This is a genomic window from Micromonospora sp. CNZ303, from assembly GCF_004345505.1.
The window spans coordinates 82,358-100,629 of record NZ_SLVT01000020.1; the positions used below are offsets into that span (position 1 = coordinate 82,358).

At 73.2% G+C, this 18,272-nt stretch carries 14 protein-coding genes; 11 read left to right on the forward strand and 3 right to left on the reverse strand.

The features are described from left to right. Positions 1–6: 6 nt before the first annotated feature. Both EV374_RS26260 and EV374_RS26265 read left to right on the forward strand, forming a co-directional pair. On the forward strand, positions 7–1,671 hold the full coding sequence (locus tag EV374_RS26260; RefSeq protein WP_132239833.1) for an alpha/beta hydrolase: 1,665 nt from the start codon (positions 7–9) through the stop codon (positions 1,669–1,671). Positions 1,672–1,784: 113 nt separating this feature from the next. Further along, positions 1,785–2,207, forward strand: coding sequence for a hypothetical protein (locus EV374_RS26265; protein ID WP_486485972.1), 423 nt, complete (start codon positions 1,785–1,787; stop codon positions 2,205–2,207). Positions 2,208–2,259: 52 nt separating this feature from the next. Here EV374_RS26265 and EV374_RS26270 read toward each other — a convergent pair whose 3' ends face one another. Further along, positions 2,260–3,057 carry a siderophore-interacting protein gene (locus EV374_RS26270; RefSeq protein ID WP_132239835.1) on the reverse strand — a complete coding sequence of 266 codons (798 nt, stop codon included), beginning with the start codon at positions 3,055–3,057 and terminating at the stop codon, positions 2,260–2,262. 386 nt (positions 3,058–3,443) lie between these two features. On the opposite strand from EV374_RS26270, the gene EV374_RS26275 reads away from it, so the two are divergent. The 8 genes from EV374_RS26275 (at position 3,444) to EV374_RS26305 (ending at position 12,032) form a co-directional block, all read left to right on the forward strand. Then, a complete protein-coding gene (locus EV374_RS26275) occupies positions 3,444–4,472 on the forward strand; it encodes an iron-siderophore ABC transporter substrate-binding protein (protein ID WP_132239836.1) in 1,029 nt (342 codons plus the stop codon). Continuing rightward, on the forward strand, positions 4,469–5,512 hold the full coding sequence (locus tag EV374_RS26280) for a FecCD family ABC transporter permease (protein WP_132239837.1): 1,044 nt from the start codon (positions 4,469–4,471) through the stop codon (positions 5,510–5,512). The genes EV374_RS26275 and EV374_RS26280 overlap by 4 nt, the downstream gene beginning before the upstream one ends. Further along, complete coding sequence (locus EV374_RS26285; protein ID WP_132239838.1) at positions 5,509–6,543, forward strand: iron ABC transporter permease; 1,035 nt, start codon at positions 5,509–5,511, stop codon at positions 6,541–6,543. The genes EV374_RS26280 and EV374_RS26285 overlap by 4 nt, the downstream gene beginning before the upstream one ends. Further along, a complete protein-coding gene (locus EV374_RS26290; protein WP_132239839.1) occupies positions 6,540–7,373 on the forward strand; it encodes an ABC transporter ATP-binding protein in 834 nt (277 codons plus the stop codon). Before EV374_RS26285 ends, EV374_RS26290 begins: the two co-directional genes overlap by 4 nt. 77 nt (positions 7,374–7,450) lie before the next feature. Then, on the forward strand, positions 7,451–7,597 hold the full coding sequence (locus tag EV374_RS32775; RefSeq protein ID WP_165947919.1) for a hypothetical protein: 147 nt from the start codon (positions 7,451–7,453) through the stop codon (positions 7,595–7,597). Between the two features lie 5 nt (positions 7,598–7,602). After that, positions 7,603–9,309: an ABC transporter ATP-binding protein gene (locus tag EV374_RS26295; protein WP_486485973.1), complete on the forward strand. Its 1,707-nt coding sequence runs from the start codon at positions 7,603–7,605 to the stop codon at positions 9,307–9,309. Continuing rightward, positions 9,306–11,165, forward strand: a complete 1,860-nt coding sequence (locus EV374_RS26300; RefSeq protein ID WP_132239840.1) for an ABC transporter ATP-binding protein — start codon at positions 9,306–9,308, stop codon at positions 11,163–11,165. Before EV374_RS26295 ends, EV374_RS26300 begins: the two co-directional genes overlap by 4 nt. A gap of 99 nt (positions 11,166–11,264) precedes the next feature. Then, the gene (locus tag EV374_RS26305) at positions 11,265–12,032 is read left to right on the forward strand and encodes a YqjF family protein (RefSeq protein WP_132239841.1); all 768 of its coding nucleotides are present in this window, start codon (positions 11,265–11,267) and stop codon (positions 12,030–12,032) included. Here EV374_RS26305 and EV374_RS26310 read toward each other — a convergent pair. Continuing rightward, positions 12,024–12,503, reverse strand: coding sequence for a winged helix-turn-helix domain-containing protein (locus EV374_RS26310; protein ID WP_486485974.1), 480 nt, complete (start codon positions 12,501–12,503; stop codon positions 12,024–12,026). The two genes, EV374_RS26305 and EV374_RS26310, sit on opposite strands and share 9 nt — an antisense overlap. A gap of 357 nt (positions 12,504–12,860) precedes the next feature. Between EV374_RS26310 and EV374_RS26315 the strand changes: the two genes are divergently transcribed. Beyond that, entirely contained in the window at positions 12,861–17,243 is a 4,383-nt protein-coding gene (locus tag EV374_RS26315) for a S8 family serine peptidase (RefSeq protein ID WP_132239842.1), read from the forward strand. Between the two features lie 88 nt (positions 17,244–17,331). On the opposite strand, the gene EV374_RS26320 is transcribed toward EV374_RS26315, so the two are convergent. Continuing rightward, positions 17,332–17,934 (reverse strand): winged helix-turn-helix domain-containing protein, encoded by a 603-nt coding sequence (locus tag EV374_RS26320; protein WP_132239843.1) that lies wholly within the window; start codon positions 17,932–17,934, stop codon positions 17,332–17,334. Positions 17,935–18,272: the final 338 nt, after the last annotated feature.

Consider the following 18,272-nt stretch of genomic DNA (forward strand, 5'->3'; position numbering starts at 1 on the left):
CGCCCGGTGGTGACGTACGCGGACCTGCGCGAGGCGCGCGTCGCCCCCCTGCGGGACGCCGCGCAGGCCTGGACGGACCTGTCGCGCGCCTGCGCGGAGCTGGAGGCGCGGTGCGGGGCCGAGCTGACCGGGCCGCTGCGCTCCTCGGGCTGGCAGGGGCCTGCCGCCAACGCCGCGATGGGTCGGCTCAGCGAGCTCGACGACGAGTTCGAGGTCGCGAGCCTGCAGACGCGGACCGCCGCGAGCGTGTTGCGGGAAGCGGCGGAGGAGTTCGGCGACCTGCAGCGACGGTTGGAGTCGGCCGTCGCCGCCGCCCGATCCCTCGGACTGACCGTAAACGAGGCCGGGCGGGTGTCCGCGCCGGCGATGGCGGCAGGGGACAGGCCCGACCCGGACGCGGAGACGCTGCACCGTCGACACGTCCGGAACGCCGCGATCCACACCGACCTCATCACGCGGATCGTCGCCGAGGCCACCGAGGCCGACAGCCGGATCGCCCGCGCCCTGACCCAGTTGAAGCCCGGCGCGCCGGGGCAGTTCGCCTGGGAGTACGACAGGGCCAACGACGGCGCCCTCGCCGCCGCCGCGGCGCTCCAGCTCAGCGAGGACGGCATCCCGGCGCCGGGCAGCAGCCCCGCCGACGTGCACGCCTGGTGGAGCGGCCTGTCCGACGACGAGCGGCAGGTCTATCGCAGCGCCTACCCGGAGCGGATCGGCGCACTCGACGGGCTGCCCGCCACGGACCGGGACGCGGCGAACCAGCTGGCGCTGCGCACGTTCGTCGGTGACGACGTGGGCCGGCACCGCGACCGGGACGACCTGCGGCACGCCGCCGCGCTCATGCTGCTGGACAAACTGGAGGACACGGAGAACGCGGCTCCGCACGAACGGCTCTACCTGCTCTCGGTCGATCCGGCGGGTGACGGGAAGGCGGCGGTCGCGATCGGCAACCCGGACACCGCCGCCCACACCGCGGTCCTCGTTCCCGGGGTCGGCACCGAACTCGACGACATCCGTGGCCTGATCGGTCGGGCCAACGACCTGCGGGAGGCCTCGGTCGAGCTCGCTCCCACCGGCAGCGACGTCTCCGTCGTGGCCTGGCTCGGCTACGACCCCCCGTCGCTGGACCTCGACATCGTCAGCGCCGTGTTCGGCGCCAGGTCCGAGGCCGGCGCCCGCGCGCTCGACGGCTTCGTCGACGGGCTCCGCGCCTCCCACGACGACGGCCCGTCCCACGTCACCGCCATCGGTCACAGCTACGGGTCGACCGTCCTCGGCGAGGCCGCCAGCAACGGCGACGGCCTCGCCGTCGACGACATGATCGCCGTCGGCAGTCCCGGCATGCGGGTCGAGAACGCCGGCGAGTTCAACATCGACCCGAGACACGTGTGGGCCGGGGCCGCCGCCGACGACACCGTCGTCGCGCGACCGGAGGAGACGATCGGCTGGCTCGACGGCGTACCCGTCGTCGGGGAATGGCTGGTCGACGGCCTCGTCGGCATCCACGGCCCCGCCCCGCACGACCCGGAGTTCGGCGGCAACGTCCTGCACGTCGACACGTCCGGCCACAGCGGATACTGGGCGCAGAACAGTCAGATGCTGCGCTCCCAGGCGGCCGTCATCGTGGGCGACTACGAGGCGGCCGCCCTCGACCACGGCACAGCCCCATGACCCCGCGTCACCGCCCGCCCCGGTGGTGCGCCGTGGCGGTGGCGGCCGGGCTGGCGCCCGCCACCGCCTGCGCGGGCGGCCACCCCGGCCCGTCGTCAGGAAAGGACGATTCGTTGCAGACCAAGGCAGCCGCCGAGGTGAGCACCCTGGCCGAGGCCCGCGCCCGGGCCGTCGCCACCACCGCCGGCGTCGCCCTCGACGCCTGGCGGACCAACACCTCGCCCTGCCAGGGCCAGCGGGGCGAGATCGCCGACGACGGCCGATGGACGTTGAGCGGCTTCGCCGGACTCCCGGTCCCGCCCGCCGACCAGATCGCCACGCTGCGGCGCATCCGGGACATGTGGCGGCAGCAGGGCTACGAGATCACCGAGGACCGCACCTTCGCCGACGGCACCCGGGGCGCCGTGTCGATGCGTGACCCCGACACCGGGATCACGATCAGCCTCACGACCACCGCGAGCCGGGACCGCGTCGCCCTGATCCTGGCGACCGGCTGCTACCGGCCCGTGGCCGGGGAGGACCCGGCCAACGCCTAGACCGGCTCGTGGCGCGTCCGCGGGTGACCCGGACACGCACGGCCATCGGAGTTCAGGGCGCGGTGACCTTCCAGTAACCGCCGAAGTACACGCGCTCCTTGGCGATGCCGCGCTCGGCGCACAGGTGCCGCCGGACGGTCGTGACCATGGCGGACTCGCCCGCGACGAAGGCGTACGGCGTGCCGGCCGGCAACGCCAGGTCCCGCAGCGTACGGATCACCACGTCACTGCCGCCCGCCGGTGCGCCGCCCCGGTGCAGCCAGGTCAGCGTGACGCCCGGCGGCGTGCGTACCTCGATCTCGTGTTCTGCCGAACCCACCTCGATCAGCGCGATCGCCCGCGCCTGCGGCGGCAGCGCCTCGACGGCCGCGGTGATCGCCGGCACGGCGGTCTCGTCGCCGACGAACAGCTGCCAGTCGGTGTCGGCGGGCGGGGCGTACGCGGCGCCGTCGCTGAGCACGCCGATCCGGTCGCCCGGGGCGGCCCTGAGCGCCCAGGCGGAGGCCGGTCCGCCGTCGCCGTGGAGCACGAAGTCGATGTCCAGCTCGCGTCGGCCGGCGTCCAGGCGCCGGACCGTGTAGTTGCGGACCACCGGTCGTCGCTCCGCCGGCATGGCCTGCAGGGCGGGCCACCACTGTGCGGAGTCCGGCAGGTGCAGGTCGGCGTCGGGCGTGGGGGCGAGGAAGATCCGTGCCAGGTGGTCCGGCCCGTCGTAGCCGAAGCGGTCGATCTCGGCGCCGGTCAGGGTGATGCGCCGAAGATGAGGCGTGAGTGGCCGGTTGGCGACGACCTCGGCGAGCATCGGGCGCCTGATCACCTCGGCCTCGACCAGTGTGCTGCCGACGGTCATGGTGTCGCTCCTTCGAGGATCGTGAGCCACCTCCTGGCTGCGAAGTTAGGTTAGCCTGACCTTGGTCCGGCTGATCTCCCGCCCCTGGCCATCGAAGGCGGAGGATCGACCCGGGTGCGGAGGCTCGCCCCCGGCCCGGAGGTCGTCCCGCACCCCGTCCGGCCGTCCTCGACTCGGTTCGTGTTCGCGGCCGCGCCCGTCCGCCCGGCGCCCGTCGCGCTCGCCGGACGGCGGGGCCCGCGCTCCACGGCGCGGACCGCGTCGCCCCGATAACCCAGATGAGGCGGCCTGCGGGTGCGATTCCCGGCGGTGCTTGCGGTAGATCAAGACCGCCCTGGAGCGTGTGTTAGGTTAGCCTTCCCTTACCTGCATTGAGGTGCACTTTCATGCGTTCAAACCGCTTCCTCACCGGGGTCGTCGCCCTGGCCGCCGCGCTGGCGCTCACCGCGTGCGGCGATTCGTCGAAGGCCGAGGACGCCCCGGCCGACGGCGGCTCCTCGGCATTCCCCATCACGATCACGCACGCGCTCGGCACGACGACGATCAAGGAGAAGCCGAAGCGGGTCGCGACGGTCGCCTGGGCGAACCACGAGGTTCCGCTGGCTCTCGGCATCGTTCCCGTGGGGATGGCGAAGGCCAACTTCGGCGACGACGACAACGACGGCGTCCTGCCGTGGGTCGCCGAGAAGCTCAAGTCGCTGGGCGGGACAGCCCCGGTGCTGTTCGACGAGAACGACGGCATCAACTTCGAGGCGGTCGCGGACACCAGGCCCGACGTCATCCTCGCCGCGTACTCGGGTCTGACCCGGCAGGACTACGACACCCTCAGCAAGATCGCTCCGGTGGTCGCCTACCCGAAGGCGCCCTGGGCCACGGCGTGGCGCGACACGATCAAGCTGGAGAGCCAGGCCCTCGGCCTGGCCAAGGAGGGCGACGCGCTGGTCGCCGACATCGAGAAGCAGATGGCCGAGGCCGCCGGGAAGCACCCGCAGTTGGCAGGGAAGTCGGCGATGTTCATGACGCACGTCGACCCGACCGACCTCAGCAAGATCGGCTTCTACACGACGCACGACACCCGGGCCCAGTTCTTCGCGGACCTCGGGATGAAGGCTCCGGCGAGCATCGCCGGGCTTTCCGCCGGCACCGACAAGTTCACGCTCGACCAGAGTGCCGAGCAGATCCAGGTCTTCGACGACGTGGACGTCATCGTCGCCTACGGTGACGACAAGCTGCTCGCCGCCGCGCAGGCCGACCCGCTGCTGTCGAAGATCCCCGCCATCAAGCGTGGCTCGGTGGTCATGCTCTCCGGCAGCACGCCGCTGGGCACCGCGGCGAACCCGACCCCGCTGGCCATCCCGTTCGTGCTGAACGACTACGTCGCGATGCTCGCCAAGGCCGCCGACAAGGTGTCATGACCACGCTCGACTCGCGCGCCCTGCCGGACGTCGCCGTGGTGCGGCGTCCGGCCCGGGTACGGCTGCTGTGGTTCCTCGTCGCGGCCGCGGTGCTGCTGGCGTTCATGCTGGCGTCGGTCGCGCTGGGCTCCCGCACCGTCGGATGGTCCGACATCCTCGCCGCGTTCCAGGGCGCGGACGCGACCATGGAGCAGGCCGCCGTCACCAAACGGATTCCGCGGACCCTGCTCGCCGTGGCGGTCGGCGCGGCCCTCGGCCTGTCCGGGGCGGTCATGCAGGGCGTCACCCGCAACCCGCTGGCCGACCCCGGCATCCTGGGCGTGAACATGGGGGCGTCGCTCGCCGTGGTCACCGCCATGGTCACCTTCGGCCTCTCCTCGGCGACCGGCTACCTCTGGGCGGCGATCCTCGGCGCCGCCCTCGCGGCGGTCTTCGTGTACGCCGTCGGCTCCCTGGGACGCGGTGGCCCGACGCCACTGAAGCTCGCCCTCGCCGGCGCCGCCACGTCCGCCGCGCTCGCGTCGTTGATCAGCGCCTTCGTGCTGCCCCGCAACGACGTGGCCGGCGGCTTCCGCTCGTGGCAGATCGGCGGGGTCGGCGGTGCGACCTACGACAGCCTCCGGCAGGCCCTGCCGTTCCTCGCCGTGGGTTTCGCGATCTGCCTCCTGTCGGCCCGGGCCCTGAACTCGCTCGCGCTCGGCGACGAACTCGCGGCGGGGCTCGGCGAACGGGTGGCCGTCGTGCGGGCCGTCGCGGCGATCGGCGCCGTGCTGCTCTGCGGCGCCGCCACGGCCGTCGCCGGACCCATCGGGTTCGTCGGCCTGGTCGTCCCGCACGTGTGCCGCCTGCTGGTCGGGCTCGACCACCGGTGGCTGCTGCCGTACTCCGCGCTCCTCGGCGCGTCGTTGCTGACCGCCGCGGACGTCGTCGGCCGGGTGGTGGCGCGCCCGGCGGAGATCGACGTGGGCATCGTGACGGCGCTGATCGGCGCCCCCTTCTTCATCCACATCGTCCGCCGGCAGAAGGTGCGCGAGCTGTGAGCACCACGACTCTCGAGGCCGTCACCCACGGCCGCGTCCGCCGTACGCTCCGGCGACGCGGCGTGCTCGTCGTGCTGGCCGCCCTCGTCGTCGCCACGTTCGCCGTCTCGCTGATGGTGGGGCGCACCTTCTATCCGCCGGCGGACGTACTGGCGGTGATCGCCGGCGAGGACGTCCCCGGGGCCTCCTTCGCGGTGGGCACGCTCCGCCTGCCCCGGGCGGTCCTCGCGATCCTGGCCGGGGCCTGCTTCGGGCTCGGCGGCGTCACCTTCCAGACGATGCTGCGCAACCCGCTGGCCAGCCCCGACATCATCGGCATCAGCTCCGGAGCGAGCGCCGCAGCCGCCTTCGCGATCGTGACGCTGCACCTCGGGGAGGCCGGGGTGTCCGCCTTCGCGATCGTCGTCGGGTTGGCGGTGGCGCTGGTCGTCTACACGCTGTCGTTCAAGGACGGCGTCGCGGGAACCCGCCTCGTCCTGATCGGCATCGGCATCGCCGCGATGCTCGACAGCCTCACCGCGTACGTCCTGACCCAGGCCGCCGAATGGGACCTGCAGGAGGCGATGCGCTGGCTGACCGGCAGCCTCAACGGCGCCACCTGGGCGGAGACCGTCCCGGTGGCGGTCGCCGTGGCCGTCCTGGCGCCGGTGCTGCTGGGTCAGGCCCGCAACCTCTCCATGATGCAGCTGGGCGACGACACCGCGGCGGCGCTCGGCGTACGCCTGGAGCGCACCCGGATCCTGGTCATCGTCGCGGCCGTCGGTCTCATCGCCTTCGCCACGGCGGCGACCGGGCCGATCGCCTTCGTCGCCTTCCTCTCCGGGCCGATCGCCGCCCGGATCGTCGGCCCGGCCGGCTCGCTGCTGCTGCCCTCCGCCCTCGTCGGCGCCCTGCTGGTGCTCGTCGCGGACTTCGCCGGTCAGTTCGCCTTCGACACGCGCTTCCCCGTGGGTGTCGTCACCGGCGTGCTCGGCGCCCCCTACCTCATCTACCTGCTCATCCGTACGAACCGCGCGGGAGGCTCGCTGTGACCACCACCCACACGCTCGTGGTCGAGAGCCTGACGCTCGGCTACGCCGACCGCGTCGTCATCGACTCGCTCGACCTCCTCGTGCCGCCCGGGAAGATCACGGCGATCGTCGGCGCGAACGCGTGCGGCAAGTCGACCCTGCTGCGGTCGATGTCGCGCCTGCTGGCGCCCCGCGCCGGCCACGTCCTGCTCGACGGCGAGCAGGTGCACCGGCTGCCGGCCAGGCAACTGGCCCGTACCCTCGGCCTGCTTCCCCAGTCGCCGACGGCGCCCGAGGGGATCACGGTGGCCGACCTCGTCGGTCGTGGCCGCAACCCGCACCAGCGTGTGTTCTCGCGCTGGAGCCGGGAGGACGACGCCGCCGTGGCGGCGGCCCTGGACGCGACGCAGACGGCGGACCTCGCCGACCGCCCGGTCGACGAGCTCTCCGGCGGCCAGCGGCAACGGGTCTGGATCGCGATGGCCCTGGCCCAGCAGACGGACCTGTTGCTGCTCGACGAACCGACGACGTTCCTCGACGTCAGCCATCAGGTCGAGGTCCTCGACCTGCTCACGGACCTCAACCTGACGCGCGGCACGACGATCGTCATGGTGCTGCACGACCTCAACCTCGCCGCCCGGTACGCGGACCACCTCATCGCGCTGGCCGCCGGCAGGCTGCACGCCGCGGGGGAGCCGGCGCGGGTCCTGACGCGGGAGTGCGTCCGCGCGGTGTTCGGCCTCGAAAGCCAGGTGATCGTCGATCCGACGTCGCAGAAGCCGCTGATGCTGCCGATCGGCCGCCATCACGTGGCGACCGGCCCGGGCCCCGGCGCGCAGGTGGGCGGCTGACGGGTCGCCGAGCCCCCGTTCACCGGAGCCATTAGGTGAGGCTAACCTGGCCTTCGATCGCTGGGAGGACGCAGCTCGTGCACACATCGTCGTTTCTCCGGGTCGCGGGCGACCCCGGGGTGCGGACCCTGAACCCCACCCGGGCCGACGTCACCGTGCCGGCCGGCTGCGGCGCCCCGACCGACGGCCGGCCGGGCGTCCCCGTCGCGCCCGTCGGGGCCTGACGCCCGTGGCAGCCGGGAAGACCAGCGGCGGGACGGTCCTGCGCCGCGCCCTGCGCCGCCAGCGCGGCCGCGTGGTGGCCGGCACCGCACTGCTCTGCACCCACCAGGCCACCGAGGCCCTCGTCCCGGTCGCGATCGGCGTGATCATCGACCGCGCGGTCGCCACCGGGGACGTACGGGCGCTGCTGTTCTCCCTCGCCGGTCTCGCCGTCCTGTTCACCGTCCTCGCCTTCGCCTACCGCACCGGCGCCCGCCTGGGATACGCCGCCCTGGAACAGGAGGCCCACCTCCTGCGCGTCGAGATCGCCCGCAGCGCCCTCGACCCGCGCGGGAACCGCTCCGGCATGCGCGACGGCGAGCTGCTGTCCGTCACCGCCTCCGACGCCGAGTTGACCGCGCTCGTCGTACGGGTCGCGGGGCTCTGCGCCGCCGCGCTCACCGCCATCGCGGTCTCCGCCGCCGCGCTGCTCGTCGTCGACGTCCCCCTCGGGCTGGGCGTGCTCGTCGGCGTGCCGCTGGTGGTCGTCGCCCTGCAACGGATGGCGCCGCTGCTCAGCCGGCGCAGCGCCGCGCAGCAGGAGGCCCTCGCCGCCACGACCTCGCTCGCCGTCGACCTCGTCACCGGCCTGCGCGTGCTGCGCGGCATCGGCGCGCAGGACCACGCCGCCCGCCGGTACGCGGCCGCCAGCCGCCACGCCCTCGACGTCACCCTGCGCGCCGCCACCACCAAGGGCCTGCACCTCGGGCTCACCACCACCGTCAACGGCCTCTTCCTCGCGGCGGTCGCCGGGGTCGCCGGCTGGCTCGCGATCCAGGGCCGGCTCACCGTCGGCGAACTCGTCGCCGTCGTCGGGCTGGCCCAGTTCGTCGCCGAGCCCGTGCAGACGCTGGGCTGGTCCGTGCAGCTGTTCGCCATGGCCCGCGCCAGCGCCGGGCGGGTCGCCCGGGTCCTCGGCGCCGAGCCGCTCACCCGGCCGGGTACCGCCGGGCCACCCGCCCCGGCCCCGGCGCGGCTCACCCTCGACGCGGTCGGGTACGCCGGACTCGACGGGCTGTGCCTGCGGGTCGGCGCCGGTGAGGTCCTGGGTGTGCTCGCCCACGACCCGAGCGAGGCCGAGGCGCTGGTGACGCTGCTCTCCGGCCGCGTGCCCCGGGAGGACTACCGGGGCACGCTGTACGTCGACGGCGTGCCCGCCGAGGACCTGCACGTCGACGCCGTACGCGGCATCCTCCTGGTCGAGCAGCACGACGTGGCGTTGTTCGAGGGGACGCTGCGCGCCAACCTCGCCGCCGGCGCCGACGCCGACGAGGCGGTCCTGCGCGCCGCCGTACGCGCCGCGGCGGCCGAGGACGTGCTCGCCGCGCACCCGCACGGCCTCGACCGGCTGCTCACCGAGCGGGGCGCCAACCTCTCCGGCGGGCAGCGGCAGCGGATCGGGCTGGCCAGGGCGCTCGTCGCCGACCCGCCGGTGCTGGTGCTGCACAACCCCACCACGGCGGTCGACGCGGTGACCGAGGCGCTGCTCGCCGAGGGGCTCACCTCGGCCCGCGCGGTGGCGGCCCGCGGCACGGTGCTGATCACCAACAGCCCGGTCCTGCTGCGCGGCACGCACCGGGTGGTCGTGATCGACCGCGGGCGGGTCGTCGCCGAGGGACCGCACGAGCACCTGCTCGCCAGCGACGCCCGCTACCGGGAGGAGGTCCTGCGATGACCGACGAGCCGAGCACGCCCGACGTGCGGACCAGGCGGCTGCTGCCCACGGCCACCGCGCGGCAGACCTGGGCCGCCCTCCGGGTCGAGTTCGCCCGGCTGCCCGGGCTCAGCGCCGCCGCCGGCACGTTGCTGGTCGCCGCGGCGGCGACCGGGCTGGTCGCCCCCTGGGTGCTCGGCCGCCTCGTCGACGACGTCATCGCCGGATCCGACACGCCCCGCGTCGTGGCCTGGGCGGGGGTGATCGCGGGTGCCGCGGTGCTCGCCGGCGTCCTCACCGCGATCGGCGCCGCGCTCACCGCACGCCTCGGCGAGACCGTGCTGGCGCGGCTGCGGGAGCGGGTCCTCGACCGTGCCCTGCACCTGCCGTCGGCCACGCTGGAGCGCGCCGGCACCGGGGACCTGGTGGCCCGCGCCGGCGACGACGTGGCCGTGGTGACGAACGCGATCGCCACCAGCGGCCCCGCCTTCCTCGGCGCGCTGCTGTCCATCGTGCTGACCGCGTTGGGGCTCTTCGCGCTGGACTGGCGCCTCGGCCTCGCCGGGCTGGCAGCGGCCCCCGCCTACGCGTTGGCGCTGCGCTGGTACCTGAGGCGGTCCGTCCCGTACTACGCGCGCGAGCGGGTCGCGACGGGCGAGCGGACGCAGGCGATGGCCGGGGCGCTGCGCGGCGCGGCGACCGTGCGCGCCTACCGGCTGGAGGACACGCACGTCGGCGGGATCGCCGACCGCTCCGCCGCCGCCCGCGACCTGTCGTTGGAGATCTTCAACCTGCACACCCGGTTCGGGCTACGGATGAACCGGTCGGAGTTCGTCGGCCTCGCCGCCGTCCTGCTCGCCGGGTTCATGCTGGTGCGCGACGACCTGGCGACCGTGGGCGCGGCGACCACCGCGGCCCTCTACTTCCACCGCCTGTTCAACCCGATCGGCCTGCTGCTCTTCCAGGCCGACTCCGTGCTCCAGGCCGGGGCGAGCCTCGCCCGGCTCGTCGGCGTCACCGCGCTGCCCGACACCGCTGCGCCCGACGGCTCCGGGCCAGCCCGTGCGCCACGGCCCGCGACGGGCGCGCTCGGACCCGCGGCGCTGGAGGTGCTCGTCGACCGGCACTGCTACGACGACGGGCCCGTCGTGCTGCGGGACGTCGCCCTCCGTCTCGCACCCGGGGAACGCGTCGCCCTCGTCGGCGCGAGCGGCGCGGGCAAGAGCACGCTCGCCGGCGTCGCCGCCGGAATCATCGCGCCCACCAGCGGCGCGGTCCGCCTGCGCGGCGTGCCGCTGACCGACCTGGACGAGCACCGCGTCCGGCGCGAGATCGCGCTGATCAGCCAGGAGGTGCACGTCTTCGCCGGGACGCTCGGCGACGACCTGCGCCTCGCCGACCCGGACGCCACCGACGCCGAGATCACCGCCGCGCTCGAGCTGGTGGGCGTCGCCGACTGGCTGCGTACCCTGCCCGACGGTCTCGACACGTGCGTGGGGGAGGGTGGGCGGCACGTCACCGCCGCCCAGGCCCAGCAGCTCGCCCTGGCCCGCCTCGTCCTCGCCGACCCCGCCGTCGCGATCCTCGACGAGGCCACCGCGGAGGCCGGCAGCGCGGGCGCGCGTGACCTCGACCGCGCCGCCACGGCGGCCACCGAGGGCCGTACGACGCTGATCGTCGCCCACCGCCTCAGCCAGGCGGCCACCGCGGACCGCGTCGTCGTGCTGGAGCACGGGCGCGTCGTCGAGCACGGCACGCACGAGCAGTTGCTGGCGGCCGGGGGCGGGTACAGCCGCCTGTGGCGGTCCTGGAGCACGTCCGATCCGGTCCTCCCCAGGGGGCGCGAGGGCGAGGAGGCCGCCGCCGCCCATCGTTGACCGGCCGCGCCGGCGCGGGTCGCCGGCGACGGCCCCGGGGCGGCGGACGGAGGCTGCCCCGGGCGACGCCGCCCGCCCCGGCGGGGCAGGATGGGGTACGTGCACATCGAGCCGATCGACGCCGCGCCCGAGCAGGCGTTCCGGCGGGGGATCCTGCGGCAGCGGTGGGAAGACCTGACGTTCCTGCACTGGGCGGTCGCGCCGGAACTCGTCGCGCCGCTGCTGCCCGAGGGGACCCGCCCCGACACCCTCGACGGGGTCAGCCACGTCGGTCTGATCGGCTTCCGGATGGTGGGGCTGGGTCTCGGCCGAGGGCCGGGGATCCCGTACTTCGGCAGCTTCTGGGAGACCAACGTCCGGCTCTACTCGGTGGACGACACCGGCCGGCGCGCCGTGGTGTTCCGTTCGCTCGACGCGTCGCGGCTGGTCCCGGTGCTGGTCGCCCGGGTGACCCTGGGACTGCCGTACATGTGGTCGGCGATGCGGCTGGTCCGGGACGGCGACCGCTACACCTACCGGTGCCGGCGCCGCTGGCCCGGCCCGGTGGGCGCGACGAGCCGCATGGTGGTGCGGGTGGGGGAGCTGGTCGCCGACCCGACCCCGCTGGAGCACTTCGTCACCGCCCGCTGGGGGCTGCACACCCGGGCGTACGGGCGGACGCTGCACCTGCCGAACTGGCATCCCCGCTGGCCGTTGCACCGGGCGGAGCTGTTGCACCTGGACGACGACCTGGTCGCCGCCGCCGGGCTGCCGCCGCCCGCCGGGGCGCCGGTGAGCGTGCTGTATTCCCCCGGCGTCCCGGTCCGGTTCGGTCCGCCGGTCGCACGGTGCCGGGCCCGGGCTGCCCAAGTCAGGCAGTCATCCTGAGCCGCTGACCTTCGGCTGCTGATGGTCGGTCAGCCGGAACCCGACGCCGCGCACCGCGTCGATGGCCACCCCGGTGCCGAGTTCGTGGAGCTTGCGGCGCAGCCGCTTGACCAGGGACTGCACGTCCGCCCTGCGTTCCCGGCCCTCGTCACGCCAGACCGAGCGGTGCAGCTCGGCGTAGCTCCACACCCGGATCGGCTCGGTGGTCAGGCAGGCCAGCAGGTCGTGCTCGAGGCGCGTCAGGCCGATCTCGCGGCCCCGGCTGCGGGCCGTCGACCGGGCCGAGTCGATCAGCAGCGCGTCGTCGTCGGCGGCCGACGGGCGCGCGGACGGCGTCCGGGCGGGCCCCGGCGGGGCCGCGATCAGCCGGCGCAGCTCGTCGAGGTCGGCGACCAGCAGCAGCGGCGCGACACCCTCCAGCCGTTCCGCGAGTCGTATCCGCTCGGCCGCCGACGGCGTCACCGCGATCACCAGCGGAAATGGTTCGTCGGCCGGATCTGGTCCGCCCGGCGCAGTGCTTTCGTCGCGTGCCCCCACAGCACCCACCCGGAAACTATGGACAGCCTCTGCCCATCTTCGTCAGGACCGTGACAATCATTGGCAAGCTCCCCATTCGCCGGCCAACGGCTAGTGACAAATTGCTTACGGCAAGTTCTTGATCGTCCATTCTTGTCGATCATAGTGTCCAGACGGGCAGCCGGCGTGACCCGCGCGGTGCCTTGGGGGGCATGGAGGGGCCGGATCCCGCTCATCCGAACGGAGACGAGCCCCTGCACCCTCCACCATGGCTCGTTCCACTCTGGGTCGTTCTGGAGGAGGCACCACCGAATGTTCACACGTCCACCCACGAGGCGCTGGGCCAGATCACTGGTCAGCGCCGGCGCGGCGATGATCCTCGCCGCGACAAGCCTGGCCGCGACAGGGTCAGGCGCACAGGCCTCCCCGTCCGACAAGATCCGGCCGGAGCTCACGAAGGCACTCCAGGGCAAGACGGAGGGCGAATTCTGGATCCGCTTCAAGGACAAGGCGGACCTCAGCCAGGCCGCCGCCATCAAGGACTGGGCCAAGCGCGGTACCGCCGTCGCCGACGCCCTGAAGAAGACCGCCGCCGGCAGCCAGTCCAAGATCCGGGCCGAGCTCGACGGCACGGGCACGAAGTACGAGACCTTCTGGGCGACCAACGCGATCAAGGTCAGCGGCGGCTCCCTGACGATGGCGCAGAGCTTCGCCGCGCACGCCGAGGTCGAAGGCCTGTACGCCCCGGTCGCCTACAAGGTGCCCGAGGTCACCGAGGGCACCGACGAGAAGACGGTGAACGCCCTCGAGTGGGGCATCGCGAACATCAACGCCGACGACGTCTGGTCCCAGTACGGTGCCAAGGGCGCCGGCATCACGGTGGCGAACATCGACACCGGGGTCCAGTTCGACCACCCCGCGCTGGTGAACTCCTACCGGGGCAACAACGGCGACGGCACGTTCGACCACAACTACAACTGGTTCCGTGCCACCGGCTCCTGCGCCGCGCCCTGTGACACCAACGGGCACGGCACGCACACGATGGGGACGATGGCCGGCTCCGCCGGCGCGAACCAGATCGGCGTCGCGCCCGACGTGAAGTGGATCGCGGCCAACGGCTGCTGCCCGACCGACGCGGCGCTGGTCACCTCCGGCCAGTGGATGCTCGAGCCGACTGACCTCAACGGCCAGAACCCGGACGCGAGCAAGCGCCCGAACATCATCAACAACTCGTGGGGAACCACGCTGCCCTCCAACGACCCGTTCATGGAGGACGTGACGCTGGCCTGGACCGCGTCGGGCATCTTCGGCGTCTGGTCCAACGGCAACAGCGGATCGGCCTGCCAGACCAGCGGCTCACCGGGCAGCCTGGTCAGCAACTACTCCGCCGGCGCCTACGACGTCAACAACAACATCGCCAGCTTCTCCTCCCGCGGCGCCGGCCAGAACGGCGAGATCAAGCCCAACATCGCGGCGCCCGGCGTGAACGTCCGGTCGAGCATTCCGGGCGGCGGCTACGCCAGCTACAACGGCACCTCGATGGCCGCCCCGCACCTCGCGGGCGCGATCGCGCTGCTGTGGTCCGCCGCACCGGCGCTCGTCGGCGACGTCAACGCCACCCGCGCGCTGCTGGACAACTCGGCGATCGACAAGGCCGACACCCAGTGCGGCGGCACCACCGACGACAACAACGTGTTCGGCGAGGGCCGCCTGGACGCGCTCGCGCTGCTCAGCGCCGCCCCGATCGACGACACCGGCACCCTGGCCGGCAAGGTCACGGACGCGACCACCGGCGCCCCGATCGCCGGCGCCACGGTGACCCTGACCGGCGCGGCTGACCGCGAGCTGACCACCGGGGCCGACGGGACGTACTCGTCCCTGCTCCCGGCCGGCGACTACCAGGTCGCCGTGGCGGCGTTCGGCTACCAGGCGAAGACCACGCCGGCCACGGTCGCCCGCAACGCGACCACGACCGTCGACGTGGCGCTGACGGCGGTGCCGAGCGTCACCGTCAGCGGAACCGTCACCGACGGCTCCGGGCACGGCTGGCCGCTCTACGCGAAGGTGACCGTGCAGGGTCCGTCGGGCGTGTCCGACTACACCACCCCCGTCAACGGCCGCTACAGCCTCAAGCTGCCGGCCGGCGCCACCTACGACCTGAAGGTCGAGTCGCAGTACCCGGGCTACCAGACGGTGACCAAGCAGGTCGTGGTCGGCACGGGTAACGCCACGGCCAACGTGGCGGTGCCGGTGCAGACCAACGCCTGCACGACCGCACCCGGCTACCGCTTCGGCTCCGACGGCGAGTACGAGACCTTCGACGGCAGCACCGTGCCGGCCGGCTGGTCCGTGGTGGACCACGCCGCCAGCGGCCAGGTCTGGAAGTTCACGGACGACGGTGCCCGGGGCAACCTGACCGGCGGCACCGGCAACTTCGCGATCGTCGACAGCGACGAGTACGGCTCCGGCGGCAAGCAGGACACCTCGCTCGTCAGCCCGGTCGTCGACCTGACCGGCGTCACCGCACCGGTCATCCGGTTCAACCAGGACTACAACTGGCTGGGCAGCGACCGCGCCGACGTCGACCTCAGCCTCGACGGCGGGACCACGTGGACCAACGTGCTCCGGCAGGCGGCCGACGTCCGCGGCCCGAAGGTGACCGAGGTCGCCATTCCGCAGGCGGCGGGCCAGGCCCAGGCGCGGGTCCGGTTCCGCTACTACGACGCCTCGTACGAGTGGTGGTGGTCGATCGACAACGTCCTGATCGGCAGCCAGCTCACCTGCACGCCGATCGACGGCGGCCTGGTGCTCGGCCACGTCCGCGACAAGAACGACAACGGCTACGTCAACGGCGCCACCGTCACCAGCGACGACCGGCCGGCGGAGAAGGCCACCACCGTGGCGACCCCGGACGACCCGGGACTGGCGGACGGCTTCTACTGGCTGTTCTCGACGCTGACGGACACCCACAAGTTCACCGCCCGGGCCGGCAGCTACGTCAGCCAGAGCAAGCAGGTCGACGTCCAGGCCGACTGGGCCACGGCGGCGAACTTCCAGCTCGCGGCGGGCCGCCTGTCGGTCAAGCCGGCCCAGGTCACCGGCACGGCCCGGATGCCCAGCGGCAAGGTCACCAAGGCGTTCACGGTGACGAACACCGGCGGGGCCCCGGTCTCCGTCGAGTTCAGTGAGCGCCCCGGCGGGTTCGAGCTGCTGCGGGCCGACGGGTCCCGGATGAGCAAGCAGGAGGTGCTCGGCTCCCAGGGCGCGCCGGTGCAGCGGCTCGAGGTCCCGACCTCGTTCGCGGCGAAGACGTCCGGCAAGTCGACGGCGGCGGCGTCGCCCGAGGCCGGCCCGCAGGCCGCGCCCTGGACCGACATCGCCAACTACCCGGCCGTGGTGATGGACAACCGGGTGGTCAACCTGGGCGGCAAGGTGTACTCCATCGCCGGCGGCACCGGCTCGGCGTCCTCGGCGAAGAACTACGCCTACGACCCGGTCGCGCAGACCTGGACCGCGATCGCCGATCTGCCCGGCGCGCGTACCGCCATGACGGTGGGCGTCCTGGACGGCAAGATCATCGCGACCGGCGGCTGGGCGGCGGCCGGCCCGGACGGCACCACCTGGTCGTACGATCCGGCGGCCAACACCTGGACGGAGAAGGCCGACAACCCCGCGCCGCGCTCTGCTGCGGGCCAGGCGGTCGCGGGCGGCAAGCTGTACGCCGTCGGTGGCTGCACCACGGCGTCCTGCACGCCGATGTCGAACGACGTCGTGCGGTACGACCCGGCCAGCGACAGCTGGGAGACCCTGGCGGACTACCCGAAGTCGGTGGCCTTCCTCTCCTGCGGCGGGATCGACGGCATCGTCTACTGCACCGGAGGCAACGACGGCTCCGTGGCGCAGAAGGCGAGCTACGCCTTCGACCCGGGCGCCAACACCTGGACGGCCATCGCCGACGCGCCGGCCGACAACTGGGCCAGCTCGTTCGCCGTGGCCAACGGGAAGTTCCTGGTCGTGGGCGGCTCGCAGGGTGGCGCCATCACCAACGTGGGCTTCGCCTACGACCCGGCCACCTCCTCGTGGTCGAGCCTGCCGAACGCCAACACGGCGCGTTACCGCGGCGGCGCGGCGTGCGGCTTCTACAAGGTCGGCGGCTCCTCCGGCGGCTTCACCGCGACGCGGGACAGCGAGTCGCTGCCCGGCTTCGAGGAGTGCGCCGTCAGCACCGCCGACGTCAGCTGGATGACGATCGACAAGACGGCGGCCACCCTGGCGCCGGGCGAGGCCGTCACGGTCAACGTCGGCATGACGGCGAACGTGGACCAGCCCGGCACCTACACCGCCTCGGTCGCCATCAAGGAGAACACCCCGTACACGGTCGAGCCGGTCGCGGTCACGATGAACGTGCTGCAGCCGACGACCTGGGGCAAGCTGACGGGCACGGTCACCGGGACGAGCTGCCAGGGTGCCAGCTCGCCGCTCTCCGGTGCCACCGTGCAGGTCGACTCGTGGGCGATGTCCTGGACGTTCTCCACGGACGCCGAGGGCAAGTACGCCTACTGGCTGGACCGTCGGAACAACCCGTTGACGATGATCGTCGCCAAGGACAACTGGAAGCCCCAGACCCGGCAGACGAGGATCAACACCACCACCCCCACGGTGGAGGACTTCGCGTTGTCCCCCGTCCGCTGCTGACGCCGACCGTCAGCTGACAGATCCGGCCCGCCTGGTTGCGACCAGGCGGGCCGGACCGCGTCGGAGGGCCTCGAAGAGGCCGGACGGGTCAGATCGACGCGAGCCGGAAGCCGACCCCGCGGACCGCGTGGATCGACGTCGAGGCGCCCAGCCGGGCGAGCTTGCGTCGCACCCTGCGCACCACCGAGTGCATGTCGGAGCCCCGCCCGAGGTGCACGTTGCCCCAGACCTCGAGGTGTAGCCGCTCGTAGGTCCAGACCTGCCCGGGCGCGCCGACCAGGCACCGCAGGAAGTCGTGCTCCAGGCGGGTCAACTCGACCTCGCGGTCCAGCCAGCGCAGCACCCGGCGGTCGGAGTCGACGCTCAGGTCGGTCGGCGGCGACGGCGTCCCGACCTCCAGCCCGGGCCCGGCCGTCGCGACGGTTTCGGCCGCCTGGACAGGTTCGGCTGCCACTGGTCCGGCCGTCACGACAGGTCCGGCCGTCACGTGTTCGGCCGTCACGACGCGTGGGGCCGTCACGACGGGCCCGGGCGGAAGCACCGGTGTGCCGGGCACGCCGAGGAACGTGCGCGCCTGGTCGACGCTCGAGACGATCAGAAACGCCTCGGTCCCACCGAGCAGACGCGCGAGCTGCCTGCGTTCGGCCGGCGAGGAGGCGATGCCGATGACCAGCGGAGCCACCCCCCTCATTCCCACCCCTTCCGGTTCCCCACCCACCCCGGGGAGAGATTCAGCCACGACGCCGATCAATCGGTTCACTGACCCTAGTGGTGGCTCGTCTCGCTTCGGTTAAAAACGGTGACGCGTAGGCGTCGATAAATTGACTGCATTCGGCGGCCGAGTCGGGTCGTGGCCCTTCATGGTGGCTTGACCCTGTTCGGCGCGATGTGTTCTCCGGACGCGCGGTGTCGGCGACCGACAATGGCTCGGCAGGTGCGACCGGAAACCCCGCGTCGGGTCCGGCGAATCGTCACGCCTCGGTCGGGACTGCCGGCGTTTTCGAAACTCCTGTCACGCTGCGGCGCCCG